12 protein-coding genes are annotated in these 15375 nt (G+C 62.6%); 8 read left to right on the top strand and 4 right to left on the bottom strand.

Going from position 1 to position 15375, the window contains the following annotated elements; translation table 11 throughout:
- Positions 1-2 precede the first annotated feature (2 nt).
- The 8 genes from mgtA to ACIROW_RS02025 all read left to right on the top strand — a co-directional run bounded on the left by mgtA (position 3) and on the right by ACIROW_RS02025 (position 12411).
- The gene (gene mgtA, locus ACIROW_RS02060; protein WP_402271349.1) at positions 3-2693 is read left to right on the top strand and encodes a magnesium-translocating P-type ATPase; all 2691 of its coding nucleotides are present in this window, start codon (positions 3-5) and stop codon (positions 2691-2693) included.
- A gap of 159 nt (positions 2694-2852) precedes the next feature.
- Complete coding sequence (locus ACIROW_RS02055) at positions 2853-4277, top strand: efflux transporter outer membrane subunit (RefSeq protein WP_402272441.1); 1425 nt, start codon at positions 2853-2855, stop codon at positions 4275-4277.
- Positions 4274-5347, top strand: coding sequence for an HlyD family secretion protein (locus ACIROW_RS02050; protein WP_402271346.1), 1074 nt, complete (start codon positions 4274-4276; stop codon positions 5345-5347). The genes ACIROW_RS02055 and ACIROW_RS02050 overlap by 4 nt, the downstream gene beginning before the upstream one ends.
- On the top strand, positions 5311-8106 hold the full coding sequence (rbbA, locus tag ACIROW_RS02045; protein ID WP_402271343.1) for a ribosome-associated ATPase/putative transporter RbbA: 2796 nt from the start codon (positions 5311-5313) through the stop codon (positions 8104-8106). Before ACIROW_RS02050 ends, rbbA begins: the two co-directional genes overlap by 37 nt.
- A gap of 1 nt (position 8107) precedes the next feature.
- On the top strand, positions 8108-9250 hold the full coding sequence (locus ACIROW_RS02040; protein ID WP_402271341.1) for an ABC-2 transporter permease: 1143 nt from the start codon (positions 8108-8110) through the stop codon (positions 9248-9250).
- A 56-nt stretch (positions 9251-9306) separates the two neighbouring features.
- Positions 9307-10710 carry a bifunctional enoyl-CoA hydratase/phosphate acetyltransferase gene (locus ACIROW_RS02035; RefSeq protein ID WP_402271340.1) on the top strand — a complete coding sequence of 468 codons (1404 nt, stop codon included), beginning with the start codon at positions 9307-9309 and terminating at the stop codon, positions 10708-10710.
- On the top strand, positions 10707-11906 hold the full coding sequence (locus ACIROW_RS02030) for an acetate/propionate family kinase (protein WP_402271337.1): 1200 nt from the start codon (positions 10707-10709) through the stop codon (positions 11904-11906). Before ACIROW_RS02035 ends, ACIROW_RS02030 begins: the two co-directional genes overlap by 4 nt.
- A 31-nt stretch (positions 11907-11937) precedes the next feature.
- On the top strand, positions 11938-12411 hold the full coding sequence (locus ACIROW_RS02025; RefSeq protein WP_402271335.1) for a universal stress protein: 474 nt from the start codon (positions 11938-11940) through the stop codon (positions 12409-12411).
- Between the two features lie 83 nt (positions 12412-12494).
- On the opposite strand, the gene ACIROW_RS02020 is transcribed toward ACIROW_RS02025, so the two are convergent.
- From ACIROW_RS02020 to ACIROW_RS02005, 4 genes are all read right to left on the bottom strand, one after another.
- On the bottom strand, positions 12495-13058 hold the full coding sequence (locus ACIROW_RS02020) for a hypothetical protein (protein ID WP_402271333.1): 564 nt from the start codon (positions 13056-13058) through the stop codon (positions 12495-12497).
- Positions 13059-13129: 71 nt separating this feature from the next.
- Positions 13130-13552, bottom strand: coding sequence for a bacteriohemerythrin (locus ACIROW_RS02015; protein WP_402271331.1), 423 nt, complete (start codon positions 13550-13552; stop codon positions 13130-13132).
- Positions 13553-13593: 41 nt separating this feature from the next.
- A complete protein-coding gene (gene phbB / locus ACIROW_RS02010) occupies positions 13594-14316 on the bottom strand; it encodes an acetoacetyl-CoA reductase (protein WP_402271328.1) in 723 nt (240 codons plus the stop codon).
- A 148-nt stretch (positions 14317-14464) separates the two neighbouring features.
- The gene (locus ACIROW_RS02005; protein ID WP_402271325.1) at positions 14465-15244 is read right to left on the bottom strand and encodes a potassium channel family protein; all 780 of its coding nucleotides are present in this window, start codon (positions 15242-15244) and stop codon (positions 14465-14467) included.
- Between the last annotated feature and the right edge of the window lie 131 nt (positions 15245-15375).

Genomic DNA, 15375 nt, shown 5'->3' with positions numbered 1-15375 from the left:
CCATGCCCGGCTCGCCCGCCATCGCTTCCGCGCCGCCGCTGGTTCCTGGCCAGGACGTTCATCCGGATGCGCGCCGGCCCCCCTCCCATACCCCGGCGCAAGCTGCGGAAACCACGTTGCGCAGCATGGCCGCCATGACGGCGGAAGCCGGATTGGCGCAGCAGGCCTCCTCACTGCAAGGCCTGACGACAGAGGAAGCCGGCAAGCGACGCCGGCAATACGGCGCCAACGTCATTGCCGCGGGTCCCCGCCTGCAGGGTTGGCGCCAGTTCCTCAAGCTGTTCGCCAGTCCGTTGTCGCTGTTGCTGCTCGCGCTCACGACCGTCAATCTGCTGATCGGCGAGACCTGGGGCGGGATCATGATCGGCGTGATGGTCGTGCTGTCGTCGCTGCTTTCCTTTGTGCAGGAACACCGTGCCGACAAGGCGGCGCAGCAGCTGCGCTCGATGGTGGCGACTACCGCCACGGTGCAGCGCGCCGGTCAGGGACGCGTTGAACTGCCGCTTGCGGAACTGGTGCCGGGCGACATCATCGCCTTGTCGGCCGGCGATATCGCCCCTGCCGACGTACGCATCCTGTCGGCCAGGATGCTGTTCATCAGCCAGGCTGCGCTGACCGGAGAATCACTGCCGATTGAAAAAACACCTGCGGCGTTGGCGGACGCTGCGAACGGCAGCCTGACCGACCTGGCCAACCTCGCCTTCATGGGCACCAACGTGGTGAGCGGAACCGGTGCCGCGCTGGTGGTGGCGACGGGTGAACGCACCGCATTCGGCCATATCGCCGCCGACCTCGTCAAAGCGCGCGAGATGACCAGCTTTGATCGCGGCGTCGACAGGTATATCCGCCTGATCATCCGCATCATGCTGGTCATGGCGCCGCTGGTGTTCCTGATCAACGGGCTGACCAAGGGCGACTGGCTCGAAGCCCTGCTGTTTGCCGTCGCCGTGGCGGTGGGACTGACGCCGGAGATGCTGCCGATGATCATCACCATCAACCTCGCCAAGGGCGCGCTGGCGATGGCGGAAAAGAAAGTCATCGTCAAGCGGCTCAACGCGATCCAGAACTTCGGCGCGATGGACATCCTCTGTACCGACAAGACAGGCACGCTGACCCAGGACCGCATCATCCTCGAAAAACACGTCGACATCGACGGCGTGGACTCGGCTAAAGTGATCAAGTACGCCTATCTGAACAGCTTCTTCCAGACCGGCTTGAAGAACCTGCTGGACATGGCAATCCTGAGCTACGCCGAGCCCCGCGAGAAATCAGGAACACCGTCGGAGACGGAAAAGGAATTCCGAAAAATCGATGAACTGCCCTTCGATTTCGAGCGGCGCCGCATGTCGGTCATCGTCGAGCAAGCCGACCGCACTCGCCTGCTCATCTGCAAGGGCGCACCGGAAGAAATCCTGGCCGTCTGCACGCACGCCGAGCACGCGGGCACACCGATGCCGCTGGCAGGGCATCACGGCGCGGCGCTCAGCAAGACGGTTGACGATCTCAACGAAGACGGTTTCCGCGTGATTGCCGTCGCTTACAAGGAGCTCCCTGCAGTCGGATCTGACGATGTTCCCGCGCTCAGCAATGCCGATGAATCGGCACTGATCCTGGTGGGCTACATCGCCTTCCTCGATCCTCCCAAAGACAGTGCCGTCGAGGCGATCGCCGGACTGCATGCCTGCGGCGTGACGGTGAAAGTGCTCAGCGGCGACAACGGCGCGGTGGTGCGCAATGTCTGTCGCCACGTGGGATTGTCCGGGGAACCGGCCGTGCTCGGCGGTGATATCGACGCGCTCAGCGACAAGGCGCTCGGCGGGCTGGCGGAACGCAGCAACATCTTCGCCAAACTCAATCCGCAACAGAAGGCCAGGATCATCCGCTGCCTGCAGGCTCGCCGGCATGTCGTCGGCTACCTCGGCGACGGCATCAATGACGGGGCTGCGCTGAAAGCGGCGGACGTCGGCATCTCCGTCGACAGCGCCGTGGACATCGCCAAGGAGTCGGCCGACATCATCCTCATGCGCAAGAGCCTGATCGTGCTCAAGGACGGCGTACTGGAAGGCCGCAGGGTATTCGGCAACATCACGAAGTACATCAAGATGAGCTCCAGCTCGGCGTTCGGCAACATGCTCAGCGTTTTGGGGGCGAGCGCCCTCTTGCCTTTCCTGCCGATGGCGCCGGTGCAGATCCTGCTCAACAACCTTCTCTACGACTTTTCCCAGACCACGATAGCGACGGATCACGTGGACGAGGAGTACCTGCAACAACCGCGGCGCTGGGAAATCCTCGATATCGGCCGCTTTATGATGGTGCTGGGGCCGGTCAGCTCGCTGTTCGATTACATGACCTTCGGCGTGCTGTGGTTCGTCTTTGGCGCCGCCGGCCAGCCGCTGCTGTTCCAGTCGGGATGGTTTGTCGAGTCGCTGCTGTCCCAGACGCTGGTGGTGCATGTCATTCGCACCGGGAAAATCCCGTTCATCCAGAGCAAGCCCAGCCTGCCCCTGCTGGCCACGGCCGCGGTCATCTGCGTGCTGGCGTTCTGGCTGCCGGCGTCACCCATTGCGCACACGCTCGGATTGATGGCATTGCCCTTGAATCTGAATGCGGCGATTCTGGCGATCGTTTTCGCTTACCTGCTGATGACGCAATTGATGAAGTCCTGGCTCATCAGGCGTTTCGGTTTGAAGTGACTGCTGCATCTTCCGGCGCGCATTTGATTGATATCAAGAAGCAACAGCCGGGCGCCCCGTAGACTGTGCTGCATGGCATCAATCCACGCGGGAGCGAAAGTGAGTTCAGCAAGAACGGCTGCGACAAAGAGAAAACGCACTGCGCGCAGCCTGCTGATCATGGCGCTCGCCGCGTTGCAACTTGGCGGATGCGTGTCGCTGGCGCCGGACTACATCCGGCCGGCGCTTCCGGTCCCCACGCATTACCCCAATACCGCAGCCGCGTTGCGCGAGCCCCTCGAACCCATCGGCTGGCGCAGTTATTTCCAGGATGCGCACCTGCAATCGCTGATCGAACTTGCATTGCAGAACAGCCAGGATCTGCGCCTCGCCCTGGCCCGTGTCGACGAGGCAAGGGCTGCCTACGGGATCGAAGCTGCTGCGCAGTTTCCCACTGTCGGCGCCCAGGCCGGACTGGATCGCTCGCGCGTGCCGGGCGATCTCAACCTGACCGGCAAACCGCTGGTTTCCAGCCAATACCAGGTGGGCCTGGGCATGGCCAGCTGGGAGCTGGACTTCTGGGGCCGCGTGCGCAGTCTGAAGGACGCTGCGCTTGAAAGTTACCTCGCCTCCGATGCCGCCCGACGGGCCGTGCGCATCGACCTGATTGCCCAGGTGGCCATCAGTTACCTGACGCTCTCCGAGCTCAACGAACGCCTGTTCCTCGCCGGCCGGACGCTTGCCAGCCGCGCCGAAAGTTATCGGATATTCAAGCGTCGCGTCGAGGTCGGTTCGACCTCGCGGCTCAATCTCACGCAAGTCGCGGTGCTGCTGACGCAGGCGCAAAGCCTGGTGGCGCAACTGGAGCAGGAACGCGAGATGCAGATACATCGACTCGCCCTGCTGGTCGGCACGCAACTGAGCGAAACAACGCTGCAGCAACGTTTGTCGGAGGTCGAGGCGCCTCGCCGCGTCCATCCCGGCATTCCATCCGACCTGCTCAACAACCGGCCTGACATCATCGCCGCCGAACATCAGCTGCGCGCGGCCAACGCCAATATCGGCGCGGCGCGTGCGGCGTTCTTTCCTCGCATCGCCCTGACCGGATCGGCCGGCACCGCCAGCGCCGAGCTGGGCGGCTTGTTCGACAGCGGCAGCCGCGCCTGGACTTTTTCGCCCAGCATTTCCCTGCCGCTGTTCGACGGCGGTCTGCGCAACAGCAATCTCAAGCTGACCGAAGCGCGTCGCCACATTGCCGTGCTCAACTACGAAAAAGCCATCCAGAGCGCCTTCCGTGATGTCTCCGATGCCTTGTCCGCCCGCGTCTGGCTGGACTATCAGGCGGACATCGCCGCCGTGACGCTGGAGGTGCAGGCTGAGCGCGCACGCCTGTCGACCCTGCGTTACGACAACGGCTCTGCCTCCTTCCTCGAGGTGCTTGATGCACAACGGGACCTGCTCGTCGCGCAGCAACAGCTGGTCCAGCTGCAACGCGCACTGGCAACCACCAATGTCAGTCTCTACGCCGCGCTGGGCGGAGCCGCAGACGATGCCGCCGGCCGCCGGCCGCCCGATCCCAAGAACAATCCGGACAACCCGCCATGACCACTCCTCCGCGTCGCACGCTGTATTCCCTTTTGCTCGTCATGGCCGTCCTGGCGGCGGCCTGGTATGGCTGGAAACATTTCCGCAATACCGGTCCCGGCGTCGACTTCGCCAGCGGCAACGGCCGCATCGAAGCCACCGAAATCGACGTCGCGGCGAAACTGCCCGGACGTATCGACGACATACTCGTCAATGAAGGCGACTACGTCAGCGCCGGCCAACCGCTCGCGCATATGCAGATCCAGGTGTTGCAGGCACAACGTGACGAGGCCGTCGCGCAGAAGCAGCAAACCGCGGCCGCCGTGGCGAGCGCCCAGGCGCAGGTGGCCGTGCGCGAGAGCGACCGGCAGGCTGCGCTGGCGCAGGTGGCGCAACGTGAAAGCGAACTCGACGCCGCGCAACGGCGACTGGTCCGTTCCGAAACGCTGGTCCAGGAAGGCGCATCCTCCATCCAGGAGGTCGATGACGATCGTACCCGCGTGCGCACCACGCAGGCCGCGCTCCGTGCGGCAACGGCGCAAGCCGGCGCTGCTGCGGCGGCAATCAATGCCGCCCATATGCAGGTCACCGGCGCGATGGCCTCGGTGACCGCCGCCACCGCAACGGTCGCCCGCATCGACGCCGACATCGCCGACAGCGCATTGACGGCGCCGCGCGGCGGACGGGTCCAATACCGCGTTGCGCAACCGGGCGAAGTGCTTGGCGGCGGCGGCAAGGTCCTCAATCTGGTTGACCTCAGCGATGTCTACATGACCTTCTTCGTACCGGAAGCTGCCGCCGGCAAACTGGCCATTGGCAGCGACGTGCGGCTGATCCTCGACGCCGCGCCGCAGTACGTGATCCCGGCCAGGGTGTCGTACGTCGCCAGCACGGCGCAATTCACGCCGAAGACCGTCGAGACCGCCAGCGAACGCCAGAAACTGATGTTTCGCGTCAAGGCGCAGATTGATCGCGACTTGCTGGTCAAGCATCTGCATCTGGTAAAGACCGGCCTGCCCGGCGTAGCCTGGGTCAAAACGGCGGCACAGGCGGAATGGCCCGCAGAACTCGCGGTGAAGGTACCCAAGTGAATGCGCTTGCCTCCGATGGCGCGCAGGAAGTCGTTGCACGCCTGAGCGGCGTGAGCCTGGTGCTGGGCAAGACACAGGCGCTGTCGGCCATCGACCTGGTCATCCCGGCCGGGCGCATGGTCGGCCTGATCGGTCCCGACGGCGTCGGAAAATCCAGCCTGCTGTCACTGCTGGCAGGCGCCCGCCGCCTGCAGCAAGGCCATGTCGACGTGCTGGGCGGCAGCATGGCCGACCGGCGTCATCGCGACCGGACTTGCCCGCGCATTGCGTACATGCCGCAGGGACTCGGGAAAAACCTGTATCCCACGCTGTCTGTGGAGGAAAACCTGCAGTTCTTCGGCCGCCTGTTCGGCCACGACGCCGCCACGCGCCGGCGCAGGATTGATGAACTGACTCTCAGCACCGGCCTGAGACCGTTCCTGTCGCGCCCCGCCGGTAAATTGTCCGGCGGCATGAAACAGAAACTCGGCTTGTGCTGCGCCCTGATCCACGATCCCGATCTGTTGATCCTGGACGAACCGACCACCGGCGTCGATCCGCTGTCGCGCGCGCAGTTCTGGGACCTGATCGGCAAGATCAGGGGTGAGCGCAAAGGCATGAGCGTGATAGTCGCCACCGCCTACATGGAAGAAGCGGATCGTTTCGACTGGCTGGTCGCGATGGACGATGGCAAGATACTGGCCACCGGGACGCCGCGCGAGCTGCACGAGCGCGTCGGCGCGGCATCGCTCGAAGCGGCGTTCATCGCCATGCTGCCCGAGGCCAAACGCCGCAATCATCGCGCCGTGGTCGTCACCCCCTTGCAACCCTCCGACAACGACGAGATCGCCATCGAGGCGAAGGGGCTGACGATGCGCTTCGGGGATTTCGTGGCTGTCGACCATGTCGATTTCAAGATACGGCGCGGCGAGATCTTCGGTTTTCTCGGTTCCAACGGTTGCGGGAAATCCACCACCATGAAGATGCTGACCGGCTTGATTCCCGCCAGCGAAGGCAAGGCATGGCTGTTCGGCCGCGAAGTCGACGGCAGCGACATCACTACGCGCCAGCGCGTCGGCTATATGTCGCAGGCCTTCTCGCTCTATGGTGAATTGACCGTCAGGCAAAACCTGATGTTGCACGCACGCCTGTTCCAGGTGCCGGAAAGCGCCATCCCAGCAAGAATCGACGAAATGGCGCAACGCTTCGACCTGCGCCAGGTGCTCGATGAATTGCCGGAAGGATTGCCGCTGGGTGTGCGCCAGCGATTATCGCTGGCGGTGGCCATGGTCCATCGTCCGGAACTGCTGATCCTGGACGAACCGACCTCCGGCGTGGATCCGATCGCACGCGACATGTTCTGGCAATTGATGATCGACCTGGCGCGCAAGGACCATGTGACGATTTTCATCTCCACCCATTTCATGAACGAGGCTGAACGCTGCGACCGCATCTCGCTGATGCATGCCGGCCGCGTGCTGATCAGCGCCAGCCCGGCCGATCTGGTGCGGCAAAGCGGTGCGGCAACGCTGGAGCAGGCGTTCATCGGCTATCTGCGGGAAGCCGCCGGTGAGCAGGATGCCGTCGCGACTGAAGCCCTTGCGCCTGCTGTCGCAGCAGCTGCATCGACTTCGCCGCCGCAAGAAAACAGCGGCGGCTTCCGCTTCGGACGCGCGTACAGCTACGCCCTGCGCGAGACCATCGAATTGCGGCGCGATCCGGTGAGAGCCACGCTGGCCCTGCTGGGAACGGCGATCCTGTTGTTCATCATCGGTTACGGCATCAGCCTCGACGTCGAGAATCTCTCCTACGCTGTCCTCGACCGCGACCAGACCGCGCTGAGCCAAAGCTACGCGCTCAACCTGTCCGGCTCACGCTACTTCATCGAGAAGGCGGCGCTGTCGGACTACAACGACATCGACCGTCGCATGCGCAACGGCGAACTGGCGCTGGCCATTGAGATACCGCCAGGCTTCGCACGCGACCTGGAACGCGGCGCCCCGGCCCAGATCGGCGCATGGATAGACGGCTCCATGCCGATGCGCGCGGAAACCGTGCGCGGCTACGTCCTGGCGATGCACCAGCTGTGGATGGTTGACATGGCAACGCGCCGTCTCGGCGTGCGTCCGGTTGCCGCCAGTTCGGTGGAGACCCGCTATCGCTACAATCCCGACGTCAAAAGCCTGCCGGCCATGGTGCCGGCAGTGATTCCGATGCTGCTGATGATGATTCCGGCGATGCTGACCGCGCTGTCGGTGGTGCGCGAGAAGGAACTCGGCTCGATCATCAACCTGTACGTGACGCCGGTGACCCGCGCGGAATTCCTGCTGGGCAAGCAAGTTCCCTATGTGCTGTTGGGCATGCTCAATTTCCTGCTGCTGACGCTGCTGGCGGTGACCGTGTTCGGTGTCCCGATCAAGGGCGATTTCGCTTCGCTGGCCTTGACGGCCTTCGTGTTCATCATCTGTTCGACCGGTTTCGGCCTGCTGGCATCGACCTTCACCAGGAGCCAGATCGCCGCCATTTTCGTCACCATGATCGGCACCATCATTCCGTGCGTGCAGTTTGCCGGCTTGCTCAATCCGGTCTCTTCTCTGGAAGGCGTCGGCGCCTGGATCGGACGTCTGTATCCGGCGTCGCATTTCCTGACCATCAGCCGGGGCATCTTCAACAAAGCGCTCGACCTGTCGGGACTGATGCCGTCCTTCTGGTCGCTGCTGGCGGCGGTGCCGGTGATACTCGGCGCCTCCATCCTGCTGCTCAGGAAGCAGGAGCGTTGACATGAAAAGCCCCCTTTCCTGGCGCGCGGTCGCCAACATCGCCCGCCTCGGCGTCAAGGAATTGTGGAGCCTTGCCCGCGATCCGGCGATGCTGGTCCTGATCGCCTATACGTTCACGGTGTCCATCTATGTGGCGGCGACGGCCATGCCGGACAGCCTGCACAATGCCGCGATCGCGATCGTCGACGAAGATGGCTCGCCCTTGTCGGCGCGCATTGCCGCCAGCTTCTATCCGCCCTATTTCAAGACGCCCGACATGATTTCCCTCAGCCGGATGGACGTCGGCATGGACAATGGCGACTACACCTTTGTGCTCGACATTCCGCCGGACTTCCAACGCGACGTACTGGCGGGCCGTTCTCCTGCCGTGCAGCTGAACGTGGACGCCACGCGCATGAGCCAGGCATTCACCGGCAACTCCTACATCCTGGAAATCATCAACACAGAAGTCGCCGAATTCCTCCAGCGCTATCGCGGCATCGCCGCCGCGCCGGCCGAACTGGTGCTTCATTCCCGCTTCAATCCCAACCTGGAGCGCGCCTGGTTCGGGGCGCTGATGGAAATCATCAACAACGTCACCATGCTGTCCATCATCCTCACCGGTGCGGCGCTTATTCGCGAGCGCGAACACGGCACGATCGAGCATCTGCTCGTTATGCCCGTCACGCCCTTGGAGATCATGCTGGCCAAAGTCTGGTCCATGAGCCTGGTGGTCTTGCTGGCGGCGGCAGCGGCGCTCGTGTTCATCGTCCAGGGAGCGTTGCGGGTGCCGGTCCAGGGCTCGGTCATGTTGTTTCTTGCCGTGGCGGCCTTGCACCTGTTCGCGACCACGTCGATGGGCATTTTCATGGCGATGCTGGCGCGCTCGATGCCGCAGTTCGGCATGCTGGTGGTGCTGGTGTTGCTGCCCTTGCAATTGCTGTCGGGCGGGTCGACCCCGCGCGAAAGCATGCCGGTGCTGGTGCAGAACATCATGCTGGCGGCGCCGACGACGCATTTTGTTTCTGCCGCCCAGGCGGTGCTTTACCGGGGCGCGGGGGCGGCAGTGATCTGGCCCCAGATGCTGGCGATCGTGGGCATCGGTGCAGTGCTGTTCGTTGCCGCGCTGATGCGCTTTCGAAAAACCATCGGACAGATGGCCTGAGCCGGCATCAACACCGCCGATCCATACCGACAACTTATTTTCATCCGGAGAACCGCATGCACAAAGACGACCTGCTCCTGGTACAGAATCGTACTTTCGATGAAATCGCCGTCGGCGACAGTGCCTCGATAGAACGTACGCTGACGGCACAGGATATCCAGCTGTTCGCCATCCTTTCCGGCGACGTCAATCCGCAGCATCTGGACGCCGAATTTGCCTCCTCAACCCGTTTCCATGGCGTCATCGCGCATGGCATGCTGGGTGGAGCGCTGATCTCGGCCGTCCTCGGCACACGCCTGCCGGGGCCGGGAACGGTTTATCTTGGGCAAACGCTCAATTTCAAGGCGCCGGCGCGCATCGGCGACAGGCTCACGATCAACGTACGCGTCACCGAGCGTCACGAGGCCAGCAAACGGCTGTCGCTGGCGTGCGCCTGCATCAACCAGGACGGCGTGACGGTGATCGAGGGCCAGGCCGATGTCATCGCACCCGTCGAGCGCATTTCGATGCCGCGCACCACCTTGCCCGAAGTGCGGCTGCTGGGCAGCGACAACGGCTTGTTGCGACTGCTGGAACATGTGCGCCCCATGGGCGCGGTGGCGACTGCGGTGGTACACCCCTGCGATGCGCTGAGCCTGTCCGCCGCGCTTGACGCGCAGGCCGCCGGCCTGATCGTTCCGGTACTGGTGGCGCCGCGCGCCAAACTGCAAGCGGTCGCCGATGACAACCAGCTGGACATCTCGGCCTTGCGCATCGAGGACGTGCCGCACAGCCATGCTGCCGCCGCGCGCGCCGTCGCCCTGGCAGCCAACGGCGAAGTTGCCGCTCTGATGAAAGGCAGCCTGCATACCGATGAACTGATGTCGGCCGTGCTGGCCTGCCCCGACCTGCGCACCGGCCGGCGCCTGAGCCATTGCTTCCTGATGCAGACGCCCAGTTATCCGCGGCCTTTTATCATCACCGACGCGGCCATCAATATCGCCCCCAATCTGGACGAAAAAGCCGACATTATCCGCAACGCCATCGGACTGGCCCAGGCCATCGGCGTACAGCAGCCGCGCGTGGCGATTCTCGCTGCGGTGGAAACCGTCAATGCGCGCATGGCGGCCACGCTGGACGCCGCCGCCCTCTGCAAAATGGCCGACCGCGGACAGATCACCGGCGCCATCGTGGACGGTCCGCTGGCGTTCGACAATGCCGTCTCCATCGCAGCCGCGCGCATCAAGGGAATCGTCTCCGAGGTCGCCGGACGCGCTGACATCCTGGTGGTGCCGGATCTGGAAAGCGGCAACATGCTGGCCAAGCAGCTCGAATACCTGGGCGGCGCGGCCAGTGCCGGCATCGTGCTGGGCGCGCGCGTACCGATCGTCCTGACCAGCCGCGCCGACTCGCGGGAGTCCCGCATCGCCTCCTGCGCGATTGCGCTGTTGCTGGCCAATCGCGCACGGGAGGCGGCATGAACGACTGCATCCTGGTATTGAACTGCGGCTCCTCAAGCATCAAGTTCGCGCTCTTCAATTCGCCGCTTCCGATGCAGCGCACCCCGCTCTGGAGCGGCAAGGCCGACGGCATTACCGGATCTTCGCCGACCTTTTCCGTTTCCGGCCAGGCGACTGAACAGATGCCGGTTGATCGGGATGCGCCCTATCACGCCGCGCTGTTGCGCATCCGCGAGTACACCATCGGCAGGCTGGGCGGCAATCGCCTCATCGCCGTGGTGCACCGGGTGGTGCACGGCGGCGCCAACTATTTTGAACCGGTCTGCGTCGATCACGACGTGCTTGCCGACCTGCGCAGCTTCATCCCGCTGGCGCCGCTGCACCAGCCGTTTGCGCTGGAGGCGATCGAGAGCTTCCTGCAAGCGCGGCCGGGACTGACGCAGATCGCCTGTTTCGATACCGCCTTCCATCACAGCCTGCCGCGTGTCGAAAAGATGCTGCCCATTCCCTACCCGGCCTGGGAACGGGGCCTCCGCCGCTACGGCTTTCACGGCCTGTCGTATGCATACATGTCCGTCGTGCTGGCGGAACGCCACGGCGATGCGGCCCGCGGCAACACCATCGTCGCTCATCTGGGCAGCGGCGCCAGCCTGTGCGCCATGCAGGACCTGCGCAGCGTCGCAACTACCATGGGATTCTCCGCGCTGGACGGCCTGATGATGGGAACCCGCTGCGGGTCGCTCGATCCCGGCGTACTTCTCTATCTGATGGAGACCGAACAGCTTTCCCCGCAACAACTCGGGCACCTTCTGTACCACGAGTCGGGACTGCGGGGCATCTCCGGCACGTCCTCGGACCCGCGCGAGCTGATCGCGGCGGAGGCCGTTGATCCACGGGCGGCCGACGCGCTGGCGTTATACGTGCGTCGCATCGTACGGGAAATCGGCGCGCTGACGGCTGTGCTCGGCGGCCTCGACATGCTGGTGTTCACCGCCGGCATCGGCGAGCACAACGCTGAGCTGCGGTCCCGCATCTGCAAGCATCTTGGGTTTCTCGGCCTGGTCCTGGACGATGGCGGCAATCAAGTCGCAGCCTCGTTGATTTCGTCGCCGCAAAGCCGCGTCGCCGTCGCCGTGGAGCCGACCAACGAGGAATGGATGGCGGCGAGCCTGGCGCAACCCCTGCTGCCGCCAACGTCTGTCCGATACACCGCGTAGCACTCATCACTCATTACATCAGGAGCGCATCATGTACAACACGATTCTTGTCCCTATTGACGGCAGCGTCACCGCCGAATCTGCAGTCGGAGAAGCCTGCGCGCTGGCGGTCTTGTGTAAGGCGCGCGTGCGTTTGCTGCATGTGCTGGACATGACCACGCTGAGCAATGGCTTCGAAGACCCGAACGTCTACATCACGACCACCAGACCGCTCGCATTGAAGGAATCCGAAGACATGCTCGCCCGCACCGCTGCAATGCTGAAAAAGTTCGGGATTGCGGTGGACGTTGAAATACGGGAGGCCATGGGCGCGCGCGTCGCCGACGTGATCATCGAACGCGCCGTCACCAACAAGGCCGATCTGATCGTGATCGGAACTCACGGACGCCGGGGTGTGCATCGCTTCCTCATGGGCAGCGATGCGGAGCAGGTCGCCCGCTTGTCGCCGGTGCCGGTATTGTTGATCAAGAAAGCCCAGGCCCCGCGTCCGGGGACGACGACCTGAAAAATTGATGCACCGTCAAAAAAAGCGCGACAGCATCGACAAGAGGAACAATCGATACTGTCGCGCTACGGGGGAAAAACGTTTTATTTCCGACTGCGTGTTTTCACCGCCGGGGCGGCATCCTTGCCGGCGGCGGCATGCGCCAGATCGGTTTCCACGGCATCCATTGCGTTCAAGGCGCTGCTGGTCCATTGCGCATAGCCCTTGCTGGCCTGGTCGACCATATTCTGGAGGAATGCCATGGCCGGGGCGTTCGATGCCGGCGCGGAGGCAGTGGCTTGTGATTCCGTGTTGGCTGCCGCCGCATTCCACGTGGTGGCACGCTGTTGGGCGAACTTGGCCAGGTCTCCCTGCAAGTCCAGCATGATTTTGGTGATTTGTTGCCCGTAGGTGGTGATGTTTTCAAGATCTTGCTTGAGATGACTGGCGTCGAGCCATCCGGGGAGTTTTTTGGCGTCCTGCAATTCCAGCGTCTCCGAACGTTTCGACCAGTTGGCGACGCCTTGCTTCCACATGCAGAAATTCAGATCGGCGATGCGGAACGCCACGTCGACGGCATTGCTCGTCACTGCGTTACACAAGCGCAGCTCGGCGTTGAAGGTGCGCCGGATGTCATCCGGGCTTTGCATGGATGGAAAAGAAAACATGGAGAACTCCTTGGTGAACGACCTTCGTCAGGAAAGCCAGGTGAGATTGACGGGACAGGTTCCGCGCATCGTTACAACGGAGCAATTTCTGCATGTTTCGCCGGTTGCGCGCCCGCCACGTTCAGTGCCTTGACCAATGCCGAATCCATTCTGACCAGATGGTTCAGGAACCACTGGGGAAGCATGTTGAGAATCTGTCGCGGCAGCACGTAATCGCCGCTCATGGCCTTGGGAACAACATGGTGCAAGGTGCTCAGCAACTCCGCATGTTCCTCCCGGTGCAGGCGCAGCTCGGGATAATTTATCTTTTCCATCAGTGTTTCTTCTTCCCGGAAATCGTTTTCCAGCAAGGCGACAATGCGCAGAAGACGTCCGGAAAATTCCGGGTCGGGTGCGCTCATGATGTCTGTCAGTTCCTGAATCAGTTCCTTGTGGGCGTTGTCCATCTCGACGATGCCCAACGACATCTGCGGCGACCATGTCAGTGCTTCCATATCTTCCTCCTGCGTACATCGTGTTCAAAAAAAATCCCGCGTCATGCCATGAACTGTCCGCCGTTGGCATCGAAGGTTGCCCCGGTGATGAAGCTTGCGGCATCATCGACCAGGAACAGGACCAGGCGCGCGATGTCGCTGCCGTTGCCGAGGCGACCGACGGGGATTCCGGCAAGGATTTTTTCCAGCAAATCCTTGGGAACGGCAGCCACCATATCCGTATCGCAATAGCCCGGTGCGATGGCATTGACGGTGATATTCTTGCGCGCGCTTTCCAGTGCCAGGGACTTGGTAAAGCCCAGGATTCCCGCCTTGGCGGCGGCATAGTTGGCCTGCCCGACTTGTCCCCGTTCACCGTTAACTGAGCTGATGTTGACGATGCGGCCGAAGCCGCGTTCGCGCATGCCCTCGATGACGTTGCGCGACATGTTGAATACGGATCCCAGATTGGTGAGGATGACTGCCGACCATTGTTCCGGCGTCATGTGATGCAGCACCGCGTCGCGGGCGATCCCGGCGTTGTTCACCAGGATGTCGACCGGACCGAGTTCCGACTCGACCTGCCGGATGCCTTCCCGGCAAGCCGAAAAATCGGCGACGTCCCAGCAAAACACCGGGATGGATGTCTTTTCCCTGAAGGACTGCGCAGCGTCGACGTTGCTCCGGTGCACTGTCGCAACACGATGACCGGCATCGCGCAAGGCGACGGCAATGGCCGCGCCAAGACCTCGGGTTCCGCCGGTAACCAATGCAACTCTGTCCATATTGTCCGCTCCTCGCGCAAGCTGAAAGTATTCCCTATGGACAAACTCTATTCCGAAGCTTTTTTTTGTACTTGATCCAGGTCAAAGGAAAAGAATTCACGTCAAAAATCGCCCGAAGTTACAGGCTGATCAGCCTGGCTGCCTTGCTCTACGCTTCCTCCTGTCGGCTGTCTTCGCCGGATGTTGCAGGCAGATGGCGCTTCTCAAGCAGCGCGTCCCGCAGTTCTCCGCGCAGCGCTGCAATCTCGGCGCGCAGCATGCGCGTATCCATATGCAGCTCATGGCGCAGGCGTTTTTCATCCTCGCCGACCAGAATGGCCGAAATACTTGCCGTGAATATCGAGAACAATGCGTAGCCCAGCAAGACGATGAAGACCGCAAATATCCGGGACCCCGGTACGGAGGGAACCAGGTCCCCATATCCCAGCGTCGCCACCGTCAGGAACGCCAGCCACACGCCGTCCGCATAGGTGTGGATTTTCGGCTCCAGCAACAGGAAGCCCTCCCCCGCTATCGCCAGGACGAAAAGCGCAAACACGCCGATCTGGAGCAATTTGTGCGGGCCCACGTAGCGGGCCAGCAAGACCGACAATCGCAAGAACACCACGACGCAATACGCCAGCCTGAACAGCCACTCGGTGAAATGCCATGATGATTCGTACGACCAGGCGCTCGCGATCGCGCCGAAGAGTATCAACAAGTCCACTACGGCCAGGCGCCTGTATTGGGAGCCCGAAGGATTTTTCCGATACAGACGCCACATGTCCACGGCAATGAGCAACGCCACGATCACATAGAGCGATCTTCCCGTATCGCGATAGGGAGACACGTCGTTGTTGAGCATCATGTAGAACGCGGGAATGCTCAGCAACAAGGCAAGCAGCAGCAGCGGCCGGGATGACTGGGAACGTGCATCGGATTTCGACACGGCTACCTCGCTGAACGCTTTGATGAAGATGGATGCCCCTACTATGGTCCCTGGTAAGGAAAACGGAATTGAGATAGCTCAAACCAGCTGGCTTTTTCTTGTTTTTCTCTTCAACGCGCACGTACTGAGAC

Source organism: Herbaspirillum sp. NPDC101397 (genome assembly GCF_044767325.1).
Classification (GTDB): Bacteria; Pseudomonadota; Gammaproteobacteria; order Burkholderiales; family Burkholderiaceae_D; genus Herbaspirillum.
This window is presented reverse-complemented; position numbering and strand designations above follow the sequence as displayed.

Excerpts from the sequence above, each read along its gene's own strand:
- mgtA (WP_402271349.1), top strand. The coding sequence starts at position 3 with ATGCCCGGCTCGCCCGCCATCGCTTCCGCGCCGCCGCTGGTTCCTGGC.
- ACIROW_RS02055 (WP_402272441.1), top strand. The coding sequence starts at position 2,853 with ATGGCGCTCGCCGCGTTGCAACTTGGCGGATGCGTGTCGCTGGCGCCG.
- ACIROW_RS02050 (WP_402271346.1), top strand. The coding sequence starts at position 4,274 with ATGACCACTCCTCCGCGTCGCACGCTGTATTCCCTTTTGCTCGTCATG.
- rbbA (WP_402271343.1), top strand. The coding sequence starts at position 5,311 with ATGGCCCGCAGAACTCGCGGTGAAGGTACCCAAGTGAATGCGCTTGCC.
- ACIROW_RS02040 (WP_402271341.1), top strand. The coding sequence starts at position 8,108 with ATGAAAAGCCCCCTTTCCTGGCGCGCGGTCGCCAACATCGCCCGCCTC.
- ACIROW_RS02035 (WP_402271340.1), top strand. The coding sequence starts at position 9,307 with ATGCACAAAGACGACCTGCTCCTGGTACAGAATCGTACTTTCGATGAA.
- ACIROW_RS02030 (WP_402271337.1), top strand. The coding sequence starts at position 10,707 with ATGAACGACTGCATCCTGGTATTGAACTGCGGCTCCTCAAGCATCAAG.
- ACIROW_RS02025 (WP_402271335.1), top strand. The coding sequence starts at position 11,938 with ATGTACAACACGATTCTTGTCCCTATTGACGGCAGCGTCACCGCCGAA.
- ACIROW_RS02020 (WP_402271333.1), bottom strand. The coding sequence starts at position 13,058 with ATGTTTTCTTTTCCATCCATGCAAAGCCCGGATGACATCCGGCGCACC.
- ACIROW_RS02015 (WP_402271331.1), bottom strand. The coding sequence starts at position 13,552 with ATGGAAGCACTGACATGGTCGCCGCAGATGTCGTTGGGCATCGTCGAG.
- phbB (WP_402271328.1), bottom strand. The coding sequence starts at position 14,316 with ATGGACAGAGTTGCATTGGTTACCGGCGGAACCCGAGGTCTTGGCGCG.